General features: G+C 39.0%; 15 protein-coding genes. All 15 read left to right on the top strand.

The window, feature by feature from the left end:
• Positions 1-93: 93 nt before the first annotated feature.
• The 15 genes from J5J05_RS10905 to J5J05_RS10835 all read left to right on the top strand — a co-directional run bounded on the left by J5J05_RS10905 (position 94) and on the right by J5J05_RS10835 (position 17,375).
• Complete coding sequence (locus J5J05_RS10905; RefSeq protein ID WP_208560694.1) at positions 94-846, top strand: DeoR/GlpR family DNA-binding transcription regulator; 753 nt, start codon at positions 94-96, stop codon at positions 844-846.
• The gene (gene pfkB / locus J5J05_RS10900) at positions 843-1,766 is read left to right on the top strand and encodes a 1-phosphofructokinase (RefSeq protein WP_208560693.1); all 924 of its coding nucleotides are present in this window, start codon (positions 843-845) and stop codon (positions 1,764-1,766) included. Before J5J05_RS10905 ends, pfkB begins: the two co-directional genes overlap by 4 nt.
• A complete protein-coding gene (locus tag J5J05_RS10895) occupies positions 1,767-3,668 on the top strand; it encodes a PTS fructose transporter subunit IIABC (protein WP_208560692.1) in 1,902 nt (633 codons plus the stop codon).
• A gap of 165 nt (positions 3,669-3,833) precedes the next feature.
• On the top strand, positions 3,834-4,649 hold the full coding sequence (locus J5J05_RS10890) for a hypothetical protein (RefSeq protein ID WP_208560691.1): 816 nt from the start codon (positions 3,834-3,836) through the stop codon (positions 4,647-4,649).
• Between the two features lie 339 nt (positions 4,650-4,988).
• Positions 4,989-5,306 (top strand): hypothetical protein, encoded by a 318-nt coding sequence (locus tag J5J05_RS10885; protein WP_208560690.1) that lies wholly within the window; start codon positions 4,989-4,991, stop codon positions 5,304-5,306.
• Positions 5,307-5,394: 88 nt separating this feature from the next.
• Positions 5,395-5,937 carry a hypothetical protein gene (locus J5J05_RS10880; RefSeq protein ID WP_208560689.1) on the top strand — a complete coding sequence of 181 codons (543 nt, stop codon included), beginning with the start codon at positions 5,395-5,397 and terminating at the stop codon, positions 5,935-5,937.
• Between the two features lie 155 nt (positions 5,938-6,092).
• The gene (locus J5J05_RS10875) at positions 6,093-7,436 is read left to right on the top strand and encodes a M20 family metallopeptidase (protein WP_208560688.1); all 1,344 of its coding nucleotides are present in this window, start codon (positions 6,093-6,095) and stop codon (positions 7,434-7,436) included.
• A gap of 209 nt (positions 7,437-7,645) precedes the next feature.
• Positions 7,646-8,842 carry a carboxylate--amine ligase gene (locus tag J5J05_RS10870; protein ID WP_208560687.1) on the top strand — a complete coding sequence of 399 codons (1,197 nt, stop codon included), beginning with the start codon at positions 7,646-7,648 and terminating at the stop codon, positions 8,840-8,842.
• A 33-nt stretch (positions 8,843-8,875) separates the two neighbouring features.
• The gene (locus tag J5J05_RS10865) at positions 8,876-10,453 is read left to right on the top strand and encodes a Mur ligase family protein (RefSeq protein ID WP_208560686.1); all 1,578 of its coding nucleotides are present in this window, start codon (positions 8,876-8,878) and stop codon (positions 10,451-10,453) included.
• Positions 10,450-11,145: a cysteate racemase gene (cuyB, locus tag J5J05_RS10860; protein WP_208560685.1), complete on the top strand. Its 696-nt coding sequence runs from the start codon at positions 10,450-10,452 to the stop codon at positions 11,143-11,145. The genes J5J05_RS10865 and cuyB overlap by 4 nt, the downstream gene beginning before the upstream one ends.
• Before the next feature lie 194 nt (positions 11,146-11,339).
• Positions 11,340-12,275, top strand: coding sequence for an ATP-grasp domain-containing protein (locus J5J05_RS10855; RefSeq protein WP_244244724.1), 936 nt, complete (start codon positions 11,340-11,342; stop codon positions 12,273-12,275).
• Positions 12,276-12,307: 32 nt separating this feature from the next.
• Complete coding sequence (locus J5J05_RS10850) at positions 12,308-13,030, top strand: TraX family protein (protein ID WP_208560684.1); 723 nt, start codon at positions 12,308-12,310, stop codon at positions 13,028-13,030.
• A 74-nt stretch (positions 13,031-13,104) separates the two neighbouring features.
• Positions 13,105-14,307, top strand: a complete 1,203-nt coding sequence (locus J5J05_RS10845) for a M15 family metallopeptidase (protein WP_208560683.1) — start codon at positions 13,105-13,107, stop codon at positions 14,305-14,307.
• A 145-nt stretch (positions 14,308-14,452) separates the two neighbouring features.
• Complete coding sequence (locus tag J5J05_RS10840; RefSeq protein ID WP_208560682.1) at positions 14,453-14,920, top strand: CopY/TcrY family copper transport repressor; 468 nt, start codon at positions 14,453-14,455, stop codon at positions 14,918-14,920.
• The gene (locus J5J05_RS10835) at positions 14,895-17,375 is read left to right on the top strand and encodes a heavy metal translocating P-type ATPase (RefSeq protein ID WP_208560681.1); all 2,481 of its coding nucleotides are present in this window, start codon (positions 14,895-14,897) and stop codon (positions 17,373-17,375) included. The genes J5J05_RS10840 and J5J05_RS10835 overlap by 26 nt, the downstream gene beginning before the upstream one ends.
• The last annotated feature ends 7 nt before the right edge of the window (positions 17,376-17,382 follow it).

Raw genomic sequence — 17,382 nt, 5'->3', positions numbered from 1 at the left:
TGAACGAAAAGTGTCGATAATGACTGTAATTTGATGAATATGATTGATTTTGATTGGTTGAGATGGTATATTGTTAAGTGAGAGGTGAAGTAAGTGCTTACAGATGAACGACACGCTTATATCATTAAACAAATCAACCAGAAAAATACAGTAACTGTGCAGGAATTAGTTGATACGTTAAATCACTCTGAATCAACAATTAGGAGAGACTTGAGTCAACTGGAATCTGTTGGGAAACTGATCAGGATTCATGGCGGAGCCAAAAGAAGAGTGGCCGTTTCGACAGAAGATACGATGGAAGAGAAAACAGTCAAAAACGTTCAAGACAAGCAACGCATTGCACAACGTGCCGCGCGAATCGTTCAAGACAATGAAGTCATCTATCTTGATGCAGGAACAACGACATATGAAATGATTCCTTTTTTAAAGAACAAAGAAATTACTGTCGTAACGAATGGCGTACCCCATGCATCATTGCTGACAGATCTGAAGATCGAGACAATTTTACTCGGTGGAAAGATCAAACAAAATACGAAAGCGATCATTGGCACATTGGCGCAAGAGCAAATGAAGAATTACCGCTTTAGCAGAGCCTTTCTAGGAATGAATTCCATTGATAAGGAAGTCGGCTATACGACACCTGATTTGGAAGAAGCTTCTATGAAGAGAGTGGCCATTGCGCAAACGGATGAAGCTTATGTACTGGTCGACGAGTCTAAATTCAATAAGGTCAGTTTCGTGAAAGTGAGTGAAATTGAGGATTGTACGATGATTACAACCCAGTTGTCAGAAGGAAATAGGGAACTCGTTAAGATGACGCGAGTAATAGAGGAGAATACAAAGTGATTTATACCGTTACATTAAATCCATCCATTGATTACGTTGTTTATATGGATGGCGAAGTTCAACCAGGTGCTGTCAATCGTATCCAAAAAGATCGTAAATTCCCTGGTGGAAAAGGGATTAACGTATCTAGAATCTTATCTCAATTATCTATTGAGAATAAAGCACTAGGCTTTATTGGTGGATTCACTGGAAAATTTATTGAAGATGCGCTAGAAAAAGAAGCCATTAAAACTGATTTCGTCCAAGTTGATGAAGACACAAGAATTAACGTAAAAGTGAAAAGTAGTAACGAAACAGAGATCAATGGTGCAGGTCCGAATATCTCTAACATAAAAGCAAAAGAACTGATTGATATGCTGTCAAGATTAACAGAAGAAGATGTCGTTATATTATCAGGAAGTAAACCTGCTGGTCTTGCTGAAGATTACTATCAGGAGATCATTGAAAAGCTAACAAAATCAGGGACACAGTTCGTAGTCGATACGACAGGCAAAGAGTTGCAAGACTCACTTGCTTCTAAACCACTCATGATTAAGCCTAATAATCACGAATTAGAAGAGCTTTTTAATGTTTCATTGGAAACCCAAGAAGATCTGATCTACTACGGTAAAAAGTTAGTAGAAGAAGGTGCTCAAAACGTTATTATTTCAATGGCAGAAAAAGGTGCAATGTTATTCACGGAAAAAGGCGTTTATCACGGAAAAGCACCAAAAGGTAATCTGAAGAACTCTGTTGGCTCAGGGGACTCAATGGTTGCTGGTTTTACAGGCATATTCGCTAAAACGAAAGACCAGTTAGAAGCATTCAAGTATGGCATCGCTTGTGGTAGTGCAACGGCCTTCGAAGAAGATTTAGCAACAATTGATAAAATAGAGGCACTACTACCACAAATCGAAATCAACGTATTGGAGGAGAATTAAATGCAAATCAATGACTTATTAAAAAAAGATCTGATGATATTAGATCTTAAATCGACTGAAAAAGAAGCAGCAATCGACGAAATGATCGCACGTTTAGCTGAAAAGGATGTTATTTCCGACGTTGCAACGTATAAAGAAGGCATCATGAATCGTGAAGCACAAACTTCTACTGGATTAGGTGATGGTATTGCAATGCCACACTCAAAAAACAAAGCAGTAAAAAATCCAGCGGTATTATTCGCTAAATCTACTCAAGGTGTAGACTATGAAGCATTAGATGGTCAACCAACACACTTCTTATTTATGATCGCAGCACCAGAAGGCGGAAATGATTTACACTTGCAAGTACTCGCTTCTCTTTCTCGTAAGTTAGTGAATCCTGAAGTGCTTGAACACTTACGTCAAGCTGAAACACCAGAAGAAGTACAAGCTGTTTTTGCAGATTCTGAGGAAGAAACAAATGAAGTTAAGCCCGATACAAAAAATGTTTCAGGGAAAGAAAAATTCGTTGTAGCTGTAACAGCATGTCCTACAGGTATTGCCCACACTTACATGGCTGAAGATGCCTTGAAACGTAAAGCAAACGAAATGGGTGTAACGATCCGTGTTGAAACAAACGGTTCAGACGGTGCGAAAAACGTCTTAACTGAAGATGAAATCCGTCGTGCTGACGGCGTAATCATCGCTGCAAGTAAAAAAGTTGAATTAGCTCGTTTCAACGGCAAACACGTTTTACAACGTCCAGTTGCTGAAGGAATCAACAAATCTGAAGAACTGATCACAAAAGCAATGAACCAACAAGCACCAATATTAAACGTTGATGGTGAAGGTTCAAGTAACAAATACGAAGATGAAGAAGGCGGAAGCGTTTGGAATACTTTGTATAAAGATTTGATGAACGGTATTTCTCACATGCTACCATTTGTTGTTGGTGGCGGGATAATCTTAGCGATATCATTCGCATTTGAACCATTTTTTGGTAGTGATAATATCCTTGTTGCATCGTTAAATACGATTGGTAGTGCAGCGTTCCAATTCCTTATTCCAATTCTAGCAGGTTATATCGCTTACAGTATTGCAGATCGTCCCGGATTATTACCAGGTATGGCTGCTGGTTATATGGCAGTGCAAGGGAATGCAGGTTTCTTAGGTGGACTAATCGGTGGTTTCCTAGCAGGTTACCTTATGAATTTCGTGAAAAAGATGTTACGTGGCTTACCACAAGCTATTAATGGTTTAAAAACGATTCTTTTATATCCAGTGTTTGGTCTTTTAATAGCAGGTCTGGTCATGGTATTGATTATGCCAATCTTTACAACAATCAATACAGCAATGATTGGTTTCTTAGAAAACTTGGGTACAGGTAACGCCGTAATACTAGGTGCTGTGCTAGGTGGCATGATGGCCATTGATATGGGTGGACCGTTCAATAAAGCAGCTTACGCATTCTCAATTGGTATCTTTACAGATACTGGTGACGGAAGCTTAATGGCAGCTGTTATGATAGGTGGTATGATTCCACCATTGGCTATTGCATTTGCGACAGTAATCTTCAAAAATAAATTTACTGAGCTTGAAAGAAGTTCTGGATTATCTAACTTCTTCTTAGGTCTTTCATTTATTACCGAAGGTGCGATTCCGTTTGCTGCTTCTGATCCACTACGTGTTATTGGATCATCTATCGTTGGGGCTGCTGTTGGTGGCGGACTAAGTCAATTATGGAGTACAGCCATTCCAGCACCGCATGGTGGGGCTCTTGTCGTACTAGCGCTAGGAGATAACAGATGGTTATTCTTCCTTGCATTACTAATTGGTACAGCAATTTCTACAGTTATCTTAGGACTATGGAAACCAAAAGTAGAAGATACAAACAAAGAAATCTCAGCAGAAGAATTAGCTTAAATCATAACAAACCATTAATCGTCTCTCCTCCGTGGAGAGGCGATTTTTTTGTCTGAAAAATCAATTGTAGATCAAAAATTAAAATATTTACATCATTCTCTAACTTTGGTATCATTTTAACAAACCTACATATATGCTATCAATCACGACTAAAAAGGAGATAGGATGAAGACTTATCTATTATTTGAATTGAAATTGTTTCTTAAAGAAGCAAAGAATCGAATCATGTTTCTAATATTTTCAGCGTTCTTGCTATTTGTTTATTTTTTGCTTGTAGTTCAAGGGGCAGGCAATGTTGAACAAGAACAAGCTGAGGAAATGAATGCGAGTAGAGTAGCGATATCTAGTATTGCGGCTGCAAATGTTGAAAATGAAGAGAAAGCTGAATTGTATGAAAATATATACAAACAGCAGCAGTTACGTACACAACAGTCCAATGTTATTCGCTTTGAAGAGCATGACTGGTATCTTGATTCAACGATTGAGCTGGCACAATTGCAGATTGACCTACATACATATGATGCCTTTAACGACCTGGACGAAGCACTAAAAAACCTGATTCCTTCTGTACATGAAGCAAGAACCGATTTAGCTCGATTTACGTATATGAGAGATAAAGATATTCCCATTATGTATGATCAAAAAAATGTAGCTGGATTTATGATGCTTTACCTTAATACTTTTGGCGTAGCAGCTTTCGTGTTTCTCTTATTATATAACGGTAGTCTATTAACAAACGATCTTGATCACCAGACAATGGTCAAAGGTTACCCAGTAATCTACAGACAAAAAATAATCAGTAAACTGATCATTTATGTTTCTGCAAGCTTCTTGAGCATCTTCTTATTGACCGGATTTGCAGTAGTGCTTGTTTGGGTGTTACACGGTAGTGGGGAGCTTGCCTATCCTATGATTGTTTACGATCAACATGCTTACTACGCTCTACCTATTACTAAATATATGTTTATTTATTTTGGTTAGCTATTTCTTTTAACGCTTTATGTCGTTTCGCTCTCAGCGATTTTGAATACTTTGTTAAAAAATGTTTACGCCACCTACTTTTTTTCAATAGGTTCAATATTGATAGGCTATCATAATCACTTATATAATGATCAAATCTTAACATACAATAGTGCTTTTATCGTTTTATTATCTACCTTAGTTATTATAGAGGTAATGATATTTCTGGCAGTCAAGATGATTAAATTCAAATCATAAAAATTATTATTTGAATATTTGAAAATAATGATATGATTTATGATAAATTAACAGTATAACAAATGTTAAAATGAGGACAGATTAGTATGGAGGCATAAAACAATGAAGAAAGCTATGTTTGTTTTAGGAACTATATTGTTATTTGCTACATTTGTAACTGCTGAAAACGTTGAAGCTGCCGAAAATTCTATTGAAGCTACTTCGAAAACAGAAGTGTTTGAAGTTCATAGGCTAGCGATAGAAGCAGATAGAATCTGGCATTCTGGCTACAGAAATGGACAAAAATATCAAGGGTATTTGAGCTATTACAGAAGTTATTATAGATCTTCTGATGGAAGAAAAATGGCAGTATACAGAGGAACTTTGAGAGCAGGAAATCACTTGCCTTCAAAAATAATTGAAGAAACAGAGCAGTTCTAATTGGAAGATGGTCATTCAAAGAATCAGTCGTACCCACTGAAAATCTGAATGGCTACTTTTTTAAATGCTGAATAATTAGGAGTAAAAAATGAAATATAGTATAAACATAATATTAAGTATGATTTTGCTATCCGGATGCGCGCTTAATGAAAATTCAGACGATATTGATATACAAGAAATGCAAGGAGGTCAGACTTTCGCTCAAAAAGTTGGTGAACGATATGCTGAAAAACAGTTAGCCTATGAAGAGCAGCAACATCCGTTAACGTTTACTGGAGAAGTAGATGACTTTGACAATGTTATTTTGACGACAGACCATATGATGGTTGGATTACCTTATAAGTATCAGTTTATTCAACTAGGAGATGAACTTGAGTTAACAGTATGGTCTATTTCGGAAGATACGAGCGATGATGAATCAGTGTATGAAGTAGAAAGTCTTGAATATGAAAATGGTCGATACGTAGTCCAAGTAAGCGAGGAAACGTTTGAATTTTATACCTTGAACGAATCAGTCAAACGGTTAAAGGATAATGAAAACCGATTTTATTCAGCTGAGTATTATATTCCAGAAGCGCTGAGCGATCAGTGGATGGAAGAAGCAAGAAAAGAAGTAAAAGAAGCGTCTTAATTAAAAAGACAAATATAAACTCTATTCCACTAAACAGGAGTAGAGTTTTACTAGTGTTTGCTTGACTTTTCTACATAATCTAGTAACGTGAAAGTAACTGAAAAAGGTGGATGAAGTAGGTTTCAATCATCTTAGAATGAATGGAGAGCATGGACATGGAAAATTATATTACTGAAGCGATAAAGAAAGATAGTCTGGCAGCTTTAAAGACACTGGTTGATGTGCCATCTTACTTAGAACAAGGAAATACGAATGAGATAAGAAAACCGTTTGGTGAAGGAATTGATCGTGCCCTAAAAGCGGCATTGGCTTTGTGCGAAACATTGGGCATGAACACTTTTTGTGATCCTAATGGTTACTATGGATATGCAGACTATGGTGAAGGTGAAGAGACTGTGGGCGTATTATGTCATTTAGACGTTGTCCCAGAAGGAGACCGTGCAAAATGGGACACTGATCCTTTCGTAGCAACAGAAAAAGAGGGCGTGCTCTATGGAAGAGGAACACAAGATGATAAAGGACCAACAATTGCAGCACTTTATGGCTTCAAAGCTTTAGTAGATGCAGGACAAACGTTCAATCGTAAAATACGATTTGTTTTTGGCACAGACGAAGAAAACCTGTGGCGCTGTATGGAAGCTTATAAGCAAAACGAAAAAATGCCAGATATGGGATTTGTTCCTGATAGTGCGTTTCCACTGACTTATGCTGAAAAAGGATTATTACAGTTCAAATTGACAGGCCCAGGATCCGAAAAGCTAAGCTTGAATTGCTCAGGCGCACTAAACGTAGTGCCAGCGGTAGCGACATATGATGGAAATAAACAACAAGATTTGGCACAAATACTGGAAAAACAAGGTACATCTTTTGAACAGAATGAAAAAGAGCTAGTCGTCTTCGGTAAAGCTGTTCATGCAAGTACAGCTTTTGAGGGCGTGAATGCGATCACGCGATTGGTGGCAGGTTTAGCCGAATTTCAATTACATCCAATGTTGTCTTTTATAGCAGAGAAGGTTAGTCAAGAAACGAATGGCTTTCGAATATTTGGAGAAGTAGAAGACGAGATGACTGGAGAATTAACCTTCAACGTAGCCTCTCTTGTTATTTACGCTCATACGTCAGAGATGATGGTCGATATGCGGATACCTGTTTCTTATTATCAAGAGGATCTCGTCAGAAGATTAAAAGAAGTTATTTCTGAATATCAGTTAACTTACCAGACATATGATGCGTTGCCTTCATTATATGTACCCAAAGATAGCCAACTCGTAGAAACACTTATGAATATCTACAGAGAAAAAACTGGGGATATGCAAGAACCTTTGACTGCCGGTGGAGCAACATATGCGAGAACGATGCCGAATATGGTTGCATTTGGTGCACATTTACCAGGAAGTCCCAGTCTAGCGCATCAAGAAAACGAAGGTATTATATTAGAAGATTTTTATTTAGCAATGGACATCTATGCAGAAGCGATATACCAACTTTGTTGTCAGTAATCAAAGATAAGCTTAAGTTATATTTAAGCTTTCAACTCAGTTAAACAACTGGTAATTGTACAAAAAACATACAATATGATGTATAATGAACACGTATGTGCCATTCCCGGCTAAGAGTGGAGAAATGGATTTATAGCTAGACCATTGGAGAAAGGTACATGACCAATCATGACAACTAACGCTCACAAGAGAAAGAGAAGGACATTAAAATGACAGAACAGCATAAAGCAGTCGTACTTGGTGCGAATTACTATATAGGATTAAGCATTATTCGTTGCCTCGGTCGTGTAGGCGTACCCGTCGTAGCCGTAGAATACAAACGAGAAGGTGCTTACGGACTTCATTCAAAATATCTATCAGAAGAATTGATTGGACCGAATTATAAAGAAGAACCAGAAGCCTTAAAAAACTTTTTGATCGATTACGCTAAAAAGCAAGATAAAAAACCTGTACTTTATCCAACAGCTGACCCTTACGTAGAATTTATTGATGCGTATTTAGACGAACTAAGCGAGTATTATCTGATCACACAAACAGAAAAAGGCTTATGGACACGCTTGATTGATAAAGATTCATTATACGTATTAGCAGAAGAGCACCAGGTGCGTGTGCCGAAGACGATTCAGACATCCCGAGCAGATCTTATTCAAACTGTGGAGTCAGAATTGGGGTATCCTTGCTTAGTGAAACCCGCGGACTCAACAATATTTGTAGCAACTTTTCGCAAGAAGCTCTTTAAAGTGCAGAACCGAGAAGAGCTAGAAGAAGCGCTGAAAAAAGCGAAAGATAAACAGATTGAAGTAGTCGTTCAACAGCTAGTACAAGGATTCGATGACCATATGTACACATTTGATGCTTACTTGAATCAAGAATCAAAAGTAACACATTGGATGACAGCACAAAAACATCGTCAGTATCCTATTCACTTCGGTGCCTCTGTTTATACACAACAGCGATATGTACCAGAATTGTTCACTATTGGTGCACCTTTCCTAGAAGCGTTAGGCTATAAAGGCTTCGCTGAAATCGAATTTAAAAAAGATGCCCAAACTGGAGAATATTATTTAATCGAGATCAATGTTAGAACAACGAACTTTAACCAGATGATCGCTGACGTGGGGATCAATATGCCACTCATAGCATACAAAGAATTAACAGGACAACCGATTGGATCAAGAGTGATCAAAGAAGATACAGGACAAGTCTTTCATTATATGTATGAAGACCTACATGCTTCAAAAGCGTATGTCAAAGCTGGAGATTTAACTTGGAGCCAAATCATCAAATCTTATGGAGCAAGTAAGACAGGTGCTGTATGGGCAAAAGATGATCCCAAACCTGGTATGCAATTTATTGGTAAATTTGTTAAAAGAGTTGCCGGAAAAGTGACTAGAAGAAACGGTTAAATGGCATGTTAACCGAAAAAGGAGAAACGACCCATGATTCAAATAGCAGAATTACTTGGCGCGATAGAAGTCAAAGAATCCAAAAATCATAAAGAGCAAATGATCTCAGAGGTGGCTTACCATTCAGGGAAAGTTAAACAAGATACATTATTTGTTTGTATAAAGGGATACAAGACAGACGGTCATCAGTATGCTCAACAAGCCGTCGAAACAGGTGCCACAGCGTTAGTGGTAGAATCGTTCATTCCAGAACTTTCAGTACCACAATATCTTGTTGAAGATTCGCGTCAGGCACTTGCAGCACTTGGAGATCAATATTATGGTCATCCTTCTAGGGATTTGAATGTCATTGGTATTACGGCAACAAACGGAAAAACTTCAACATCTTTCATGACAAATGCGATTCTAGAAGAACATAAGTGGAAAACAGGGTTGATGGGAACCGTTATGGTCAAGTTCGGGGATACCTTGATTCCAAGTATCTTAACGACTCCTGAGTCATTAGATTTACACGGATATTTTGCAAGAATGAGAGATGAATCGATTTCTCATGTAACAATGGAAGTTTCCTCATCTGCGCTAGATCTGAAACGTGTCGGTAATGTTGACTTTAATATCGTAGCGTTGAACAATATCAGTCGCGAACACATTGATTTGCATGGCTCATTTGAAGAGTATTACAATGCAAAAGCCAGTTTGATCCGAGAAGCAACAGCAGACGAATTTGCGGTATTAAATTTTGATGACGCGCATTCTGCGTCTCTTGTCGATGAAACAGTAGCAACAACGGTCACTTACGGTATTGAAAGTGATCAAGGCCATCTACATTGCTCAAATATCGATCTTTCAACAGGTAGAGGAAACTTTACTGTCGAAATCAAACGGCCATTTCAAACGATTAATGGAGATTGGGTCAAAGAAGAAACGTTTGATATCAGCCTGTCAGTAGCTGGTTATCATTCTGTTTACAATGCGTTAACAGCCATCGCGATCGGTTTGATCAGTGGTATTTCAATTCCAACGATTCAAGCCGGTATCAAAAAGTTCACCGGAGTAGAAAGAAGATTCCAATTCATTTACGAAGGTGCGTTCAAAATCGTCGATGACCATTTTGCGAATGCTGGTAATATCGATGTGACGTTAGAAACATTGACGAAAATGGATTACAAAAACCTTCATCTTGTTTATGCCATCCGTGGCAGTAGAGGGGTTACAACAAACCTTGAGAACGCTGAAACCTTGGCAAAATGGGTGCCAGAACTTGGTCTTAAAAAAGTGATTGTTTCACTAAGTGAATCTCATATTACGGACAAAGACATCGTTACACCAGAAGAACGCGAAGCATTTGAAAAAACAATGAAAAACGTTGGTGTTGAAGTAGAGTTACACCATGAAATGCCAGATGCTTTACAGTCTAGTTTGAACCAAGTAGAATCGGGCGATTTGATTGTTATTGGTGGCGCACAAGGAATGGATTTCGGTGCGAAGTATATTTTGAACCAGCTTGTAGAAATGGATCCGACATTAGATGCAAAAACGGTTTTAGCACCTCTCGAAGAAAGAGTAGCGGGAATCGATGAGTCATTTTTAACTGAGGATGATGCAGATTGAACGACCACCAAAAAATAATCGGGGTGGTAGGAGGAATGGGACCAGAAGCAACGGCTAGTTTTTTCTACAAGTTGATTCGATCGACAGAAGTAAAAAAAGATCAGGACCACTACCGCATTTTTATCGATAATAATCCTAAAATACCGGATAGAACCAAAGCGATTCTAGGTGAGGGGGAAAACCCTTTACCTGCCTTGATTGCTACAGCAAAAAATGTTGAAAAAGCGGGTGCTGACGTGATTGCTGTCCCTTGTATCACTTCAAACTACTTTCTTGCTGACGTACAAAAAGAAGTGAACACACCCATTGCAAATGTGTTTGAAGCACTAGCAACCTACTTGAGCACGAAGGAAAAGAATGTGCAAAAAGTAGGTGTTCTATGTACTACGGGGACAAGAAAAATGGCACTTTTTCAAAAGAATCTCCCATTTGATATTTGTTATCCTAGCGATCGTTCTCAGGAAACAAAAGTGATGGAAGCTATCTATGGAATAGATGGAATCAAACAAGGAAATACAGGCATTGCACCTAAAAGATTACTGCAAGAAGCGGCTTTAGAACTAATTGATAATGGTGTAGATGTTATCATTTCTGGTTGTACAGAAATTGAGCTGGCATTGAAACAAGAAGATGTTGAAATTCCCTTGATCGATCCTATGCAAGTGCTAGCAGAAAGCTTAACGCGTGAATAGTAAATCAATTAAAAAACAGGTTCTTTGCTGTGAATCAGTAAAGAACCTGTTTTTTGATACCGTGAATACTAGTAAGAACATTTCATTTTTATCACAAAATACGTAAATGATAGAATGATGCGTTAAACAATAGTATGATAAAACTAATTAAAAGACATTGTGAATCAGCAAGAAGAGGGGAAAGAAGCATAATCATGCAGAAAGTATACGTTTTACATGAAAATATGGACTGGACAAGACATTTGATCAAGAGATTAGAAGAACTAGCGGTTCCATATCAAGAGTGGGATTTGTCTGAAGGCTTCGTAGACCTCGCAGTGGAGCCACCAGAAGGTATTTTTTATAACCGGATGAGTGCTTCTTCACATACAAGGGGGAATCGATTTGCACCTGAACTGACGGATCAAGTATTGAGTTGGTTGGAGGCGCATGGGCGTACAGTCATTAATGGGACAGATGCACTAGCTTTAGAAGTGAGTAAGCTAAAACAATATCTTGCATTAAACAAAGTTGGAATCGAAACACCAAAAACGATTGGAGCAGTAGGTCTCGACCAAATCATAAAAGCGGCCGAAAAATTAAATGAATGGCCTTTTATCATTAAGCATAATCGTGCTGGAAAAGGGTTGGGCGTTAAACTGATCTACACAATAGACGAGCTGAAGGCGTATATAAATGGGCCAGAATTTGAAGCATCTATTGATGGTATCAGTTTGATTCAGCAATATATCCAGTCAACGAATGGACGGATCGTCCGTGCTGAATTTATCGGGGGAGAGTTTTTCTACACTGTAGAAGTAGATTCCAGTGATGGTTTTGAATTGTGTCCGGCAGACAATTGTCAGTTACCGGATGAATCTACTATAGAACTTAACGGGCAACCAGCAAAGTTTGAAATTCAAGAAAATCTCTTGTCGGCAGATGAAATTGAACAGTATAGACAATTTATGCAAGAGAGCAATGTACAAGTCGCCGCACTTGAATTTATTCGTGATCAAAGTGGGAAATTGTATACTTACGACGTGAATACGAATACGAACTACAATCCTGAAGCAGAGCAACGCGCAAACCAGTATGCAATGTTGCAACTGGCGACCTATCTTAAAGAAGTAGCAGAAGAAGATGAATAATAGAATACACAGTCATGCTGTAATAGGGGGAAATGAAGATCGGTGCTAAACAACTAATGATCACTAAAGAAGGATTGAACGCAAACGTTATCAAATTGGTCGCAGTTTTAGCTATGTTTTTGGACCATTCACTTCAAATTTACGATCCAGGAGATGTTCCATTGAGATGGGGGGTACATTTTTTTGGAAGGTTAGCTGCACCGTTGATTTGTTATCTCATTGCAGAAGGTTACCATTATACTTCTGATAAACGATCGTATACAAAACGACTATTCTTATTTGCATTGATAGCCCACTTCCCCTATGTGATTTTATTCAACTTGAACTGGTGGCAGGCAACCAGTGTGATGTGGTCACTGACGCTTGGTCTCGTTGCATTAACAGCAGCTAAGCATAAGACCATGGGGAAACTAGCTAAGTTCATCACTATACTACTGTGTTGCCTCGCAGCTTATCCGGCCAACTGGCATTATATAGCCATTCTATGGATTGTAGGTTTTGGCGTTTTTCGGGATGATTTTAAAAAGCAGATGCTTGCCTATACGCTAACGGGAATGGTTTTATATGTCATACCTGGATTGATGGAAATGGGTACCTTTGTTACCTACCGCTTCGGGTTTTTAATGGCTATTATCTTTTTCTATCTCTACAACGGTAAACCAGGTAAGAGAAATAATTTTTATAAGTGGGCTTTCTACTGGTTTTATCCAGTTCATCTTGTTTTAATTATTCTATTAAGCTTGTTACTTGTATGATAGAATAAGTGAATAACATCCAGGTAATGTTAGCTACTTAAATAGCAAAAGCCAGGCAAAAGAGGAGCATTTATTTGAAGGACAAAAGACCAGCGATTATTGTAGTTTTGACTATGATATTGGTATCTTTACTGATATTTATTGTTCAAGATGTAAGAACTGATCAAAGTGGGTCCGACGAAATGAAAGAAGAAATACCAACAGAGTCGATTAAACCAGATGATGAAAATGAACCATCGAATGAAGTGAAAGATCCAAAACCTGAACTACCTATTTGGCATGAAGAAGGTCCATTTGAATTACCGATTGCAGGATCAGGTGGCTATACTTCTACAAATCAAGTCTTGTATACGGAGCCTAATGTAGATTCAGCAAAAGTGACAGACCTTATGCAAGGAACGCCATTCCTTATTGAGCAAGAGCAAGGAGAATGGTGGCAGATTCAAACGGTAGATGAAAAAACTGGATGGATTGAGCATCGATTTGCGATGATCAATTTGCCTGATGTTGTGCCATCTATTGTCTATGAGCATTCAAACAGTTACGATTCGAAATTCACCTCTTCGTATGTTGCTATTCCTGAACTGACAGGACAATCTTTATACGATATGAGAGGGTATAATGGCCGGCTAGATGAAGAAACTTTTATTATGCCGATTCTTTATCAGACGGCTAAAAAAGTTCAAGCTGCTCAGCAAATTGCTTTGCAGAACCAAGAATCTCTGAAAGTTTATGAAACCTTCCGACCGAGAGATGTTCAAATATTGGTCAATGACTCGCTTTCTAGACTAGCTGATTCTAACCCAGATGTTAAAAAAGGGATTACGGAAGAACCGTGGAGTATGACATGGTTTATTAATACGAGTGTCTCTAACCATCAACGAGGCTTGGCGATTGATTTGAGTTTGGTGAAAATAGACGAACTTTCAGAACAAATCGTTGGGGACTATCACGTACCGGATGTACGAGCGTATACGGAATACCAAATGCAGACGCCTATTCACGAATTAAGCACTGATTCAGCTATGTTTAAACGGCCTATAGCAGCTAAAGATCAAGAAGGTTGGCGAGACATGGAAATCAGTGAAGCAGTAACGGAGCCTGCATTGCGCATGCAAAGTTATATGGCAGAAGCCGGATTCACACCATTAGCATCTGAGTGGTGGCATTTTAATGATATCGATGCACTAAATGATTTGAAAGAAAGAGCAGGTACAGGCGAGTATAGAATCACAGAACTTAAAAACGGCGTACCTAGATGGCAAGTAATTGAATAAAAAAAGGGATTTGAAGTCATAGGCTTCAAATCCCTTTTTTTATTACCTAAGATAAAATGATTGACAGATTACGTTTACAGATGTAAACTATAATCAAATAGTCGATTACAAACGTAAACGTAAATAAGTTAAAAGGGTGATTCGAATGCAAGAAAATCAAATGACGCCATCAGAGAGAGAAGTCATGAAAGTTGTTTGGGCAAACCCACAGACGACCAGTAAATATATTAGTCAGGTTCTCGAAGAAAAAAAGGCATGGAAACCTGCAACAACGAAAACATTAATTGGACGGCTCGTAAAAAAATATTACTTAACAACCATAGAGGAAGGTAGAAAATATAGGTACGAAGCCATGGTTTCAGAGCAAGAAAACCTTCAAGACACCAGTAACGCTCTTTTAAATCAGGTATGTACGAAGAAAAGAGGCAAAGTCCTTTATCAAATGATAGACAATACAACGCTGAGCATAGAGGACATTGAACAACTAGAACAATTGCTAAAAAATAAGAAACCATTGGCGCCGAAAGTACTCGCTTGTGAATGTACACCGGGGCAATGTGACTGTCATACGGAAGGGGAATCTCACTGTGGAAACGAAAATATATCCCATTGAAGGCATGACTTGTGCTTCGTGCGCAACAACAGTCGAAAAAACTGCTAGTCGTGTGCAAGGGGTGACGGATGCAAGTGTGAACTTGGCAACGGAAAAATTAAAAATCAACGTAGCTGAGGATACATTTGATCAAGATAGACTTCAAAAAGAAATTGATGCGGTTGGCTATGAAGTTGTTCTACCTAAGGCAGCATCAACTGTGTTTTCAATCGAAGGGATGACTTGTGCATCATGCGCGGCAACAGTTGAAAAAACAACAAAACAATTGGGTGGTGTAGACACTGCATCAGTCAACCTAGCAACAGAAAAAATGAGCGTGACCTATAATCCGCTAGAAGTCTCAACACGGACAATTTCTGACGCGGTACATCAATCAGGTTATGAAGCTGTTCTTGAACAATCAGCGGCTAGTGAAGAAACGGCTGAAAAACAAGATGAGCAGCCCTCAAACCAGAAGCGTTATCGTGATCGTGTGATTTTATCCGCACTATTCACGATACCTTTACTCTATATTTCTATGGGACATATGATTGGACTTTGGCTACCCGCGTTTCTCGATCCAATGATGCATCCGGCTTCTTTCACGCTAGCCCAGCTACTACTGACAATACCCGTAGTATGGAGTGGCCTACCGTATTTTAAACAAGGATTCAAAACTTTGAGTAAGGGTCATCCAAATATGAATTCATTGATTTCGTTGGGAACTGCAGCAGCATTTATCTACAGCCTTGGTGCAACGATCGCTATCTTATTCCAAGGTGCGGATATGGCGATGATGTTGTACTATGAAACATCAGCCGTGATTCTAACATTCCATACGCTTGGTAAGTACCTTGAAGAACGTTCTAAGGGAAGAATGTCAGAAGCAATTCAAAAACTGATGGATTTAGCACCGGATACCGCACGAGTAGTACACGATGGTGTAGAGGAAGAAATTAAGATAGACAAAGTTGTAGCGGGTGATATCGTAAGAGTACGTCCTGGAGAAAAAGTACCGGTTGATGGCATCATTGTTAAAGGTCAGACAACCGTAGACGAATCCATGTTGACGGGTGAGAGTTTGCCTGTTGAAAAGCAGGTTGGAGATACCCTGATCGGTGCGAGCTTGAATAAAAATGGTAGTACAGATTATCGCGCAACAAAAGTTGGTAAAGATACCACATTAGCCCAAATTATACAGCTTGTCGAAGAAGCTCAAGGATCCAAAGCGCCGATTGCGAAACTAGCCGATATCATTACAGGATACTTTGTGCCGATCGTCATCGGTTTGGCGATTATATCAGGTCTTGTCTGGTTGATTGCGGGACAATCACCTCTATTCTCATTAACGATTTTGATTTCCGTTTTGGTTATTGCATGTCCTTGTGCGCTTGGACTAGCTACACCGACTGCCATAATGGTAGGTACTGGAAAAGGGGCCGAGCATGGAGTGTTAATCAAAAGTGGAGATGCTTTAGAAACCATGCACAGTATCGATACCGTTGTTTTTGATAAAACAGGCACTTTAACACGCGGAGAGCCGATCGTAACGGACCTTGTACTTTCGGAAAATAGTCGTTTATCCGAAGTTGAACTCCTCCAACTAGCCGCTTCGCTTGAAAAAGGCAGTGAACATGCACTTGGAGAAGCCGTGGTAAAAGAAGCAGAGAAAAATGCATTAGAGCTGTTAGCTATCGAGTCTTTTGAAGCGATACCTGGGCAAGGAATCACGGGACAATCGGAATCTTCTACACTTTATTTCGGAAATAGAAGATTAATGGATGCTCAAAAGATTTCCATCGATAAAATGGATGCTACTTCAGATGCGCTAGCTGATGAAGGGAAAACACCAATGTATTTTGCACTAGATGATCAGTTGCAAGGGGTGGTTGCGGTGGCTGATACACTGAAAGAAAATAGTCAGCAAACCATCCATGCATTGCAGAATAAGGGTATTCAAGTAGTGATGATCACTGGAGATAATCGTCGGACAGCGAACGCGATTGCGCAACAAGCCGGAATCGACAAAGTGTTGAGCGAAGTATTGCCAGAAGATAAAGCGAAAGAAGTCAAGAAACTACAAGAAGAAGGTCGCCAAGTAGCGATGGTTGGAGATGGCATCAATGATGCTCCGGCATTAGTCCAAGCGACGATTGGACTAGCCATTGGGTCTGGGACTGACGTTGCTGTTGAATCTGCCGACATCGTTTTAATGAGAAGTGACGTTAACGAAGTTATTACTGCATTAGATTTGAGTAAAGCGACGCTAAAAAATATCAAGCAAAATCTGTTTTGGGCATTCGCCTATAATTTGATTGGCATTCCGATTGCAATGGGCGCGCTATTTATTTTTGGAGGTCCTTTGCTGAATCCAGCACTAGCAGCAGTAGCGATGAGCTTTAGCTCTGTTTCTGTTCTGCTAAATGCTTTGAGATTGAAAAAATTCAAGCCAGATAATCAGCACATGTATTCCTAGGAGGGAA

The sequence above is a fragment of the Marinilactibacillus kalidii genome, assembly GCF_017599325.1.
GTDB classification, from domain to species: Bacteria; Bacillota; Bacilli; order Lactobacillales; family Carnobacteriaceae_A; genus Marinilactibacillus; species Marinilactibacillus kalidii.
Note: the sequence above shows the minus strand (reverse complement) of the source record. Positions and strands in the feature narration are given on the sequence as shown.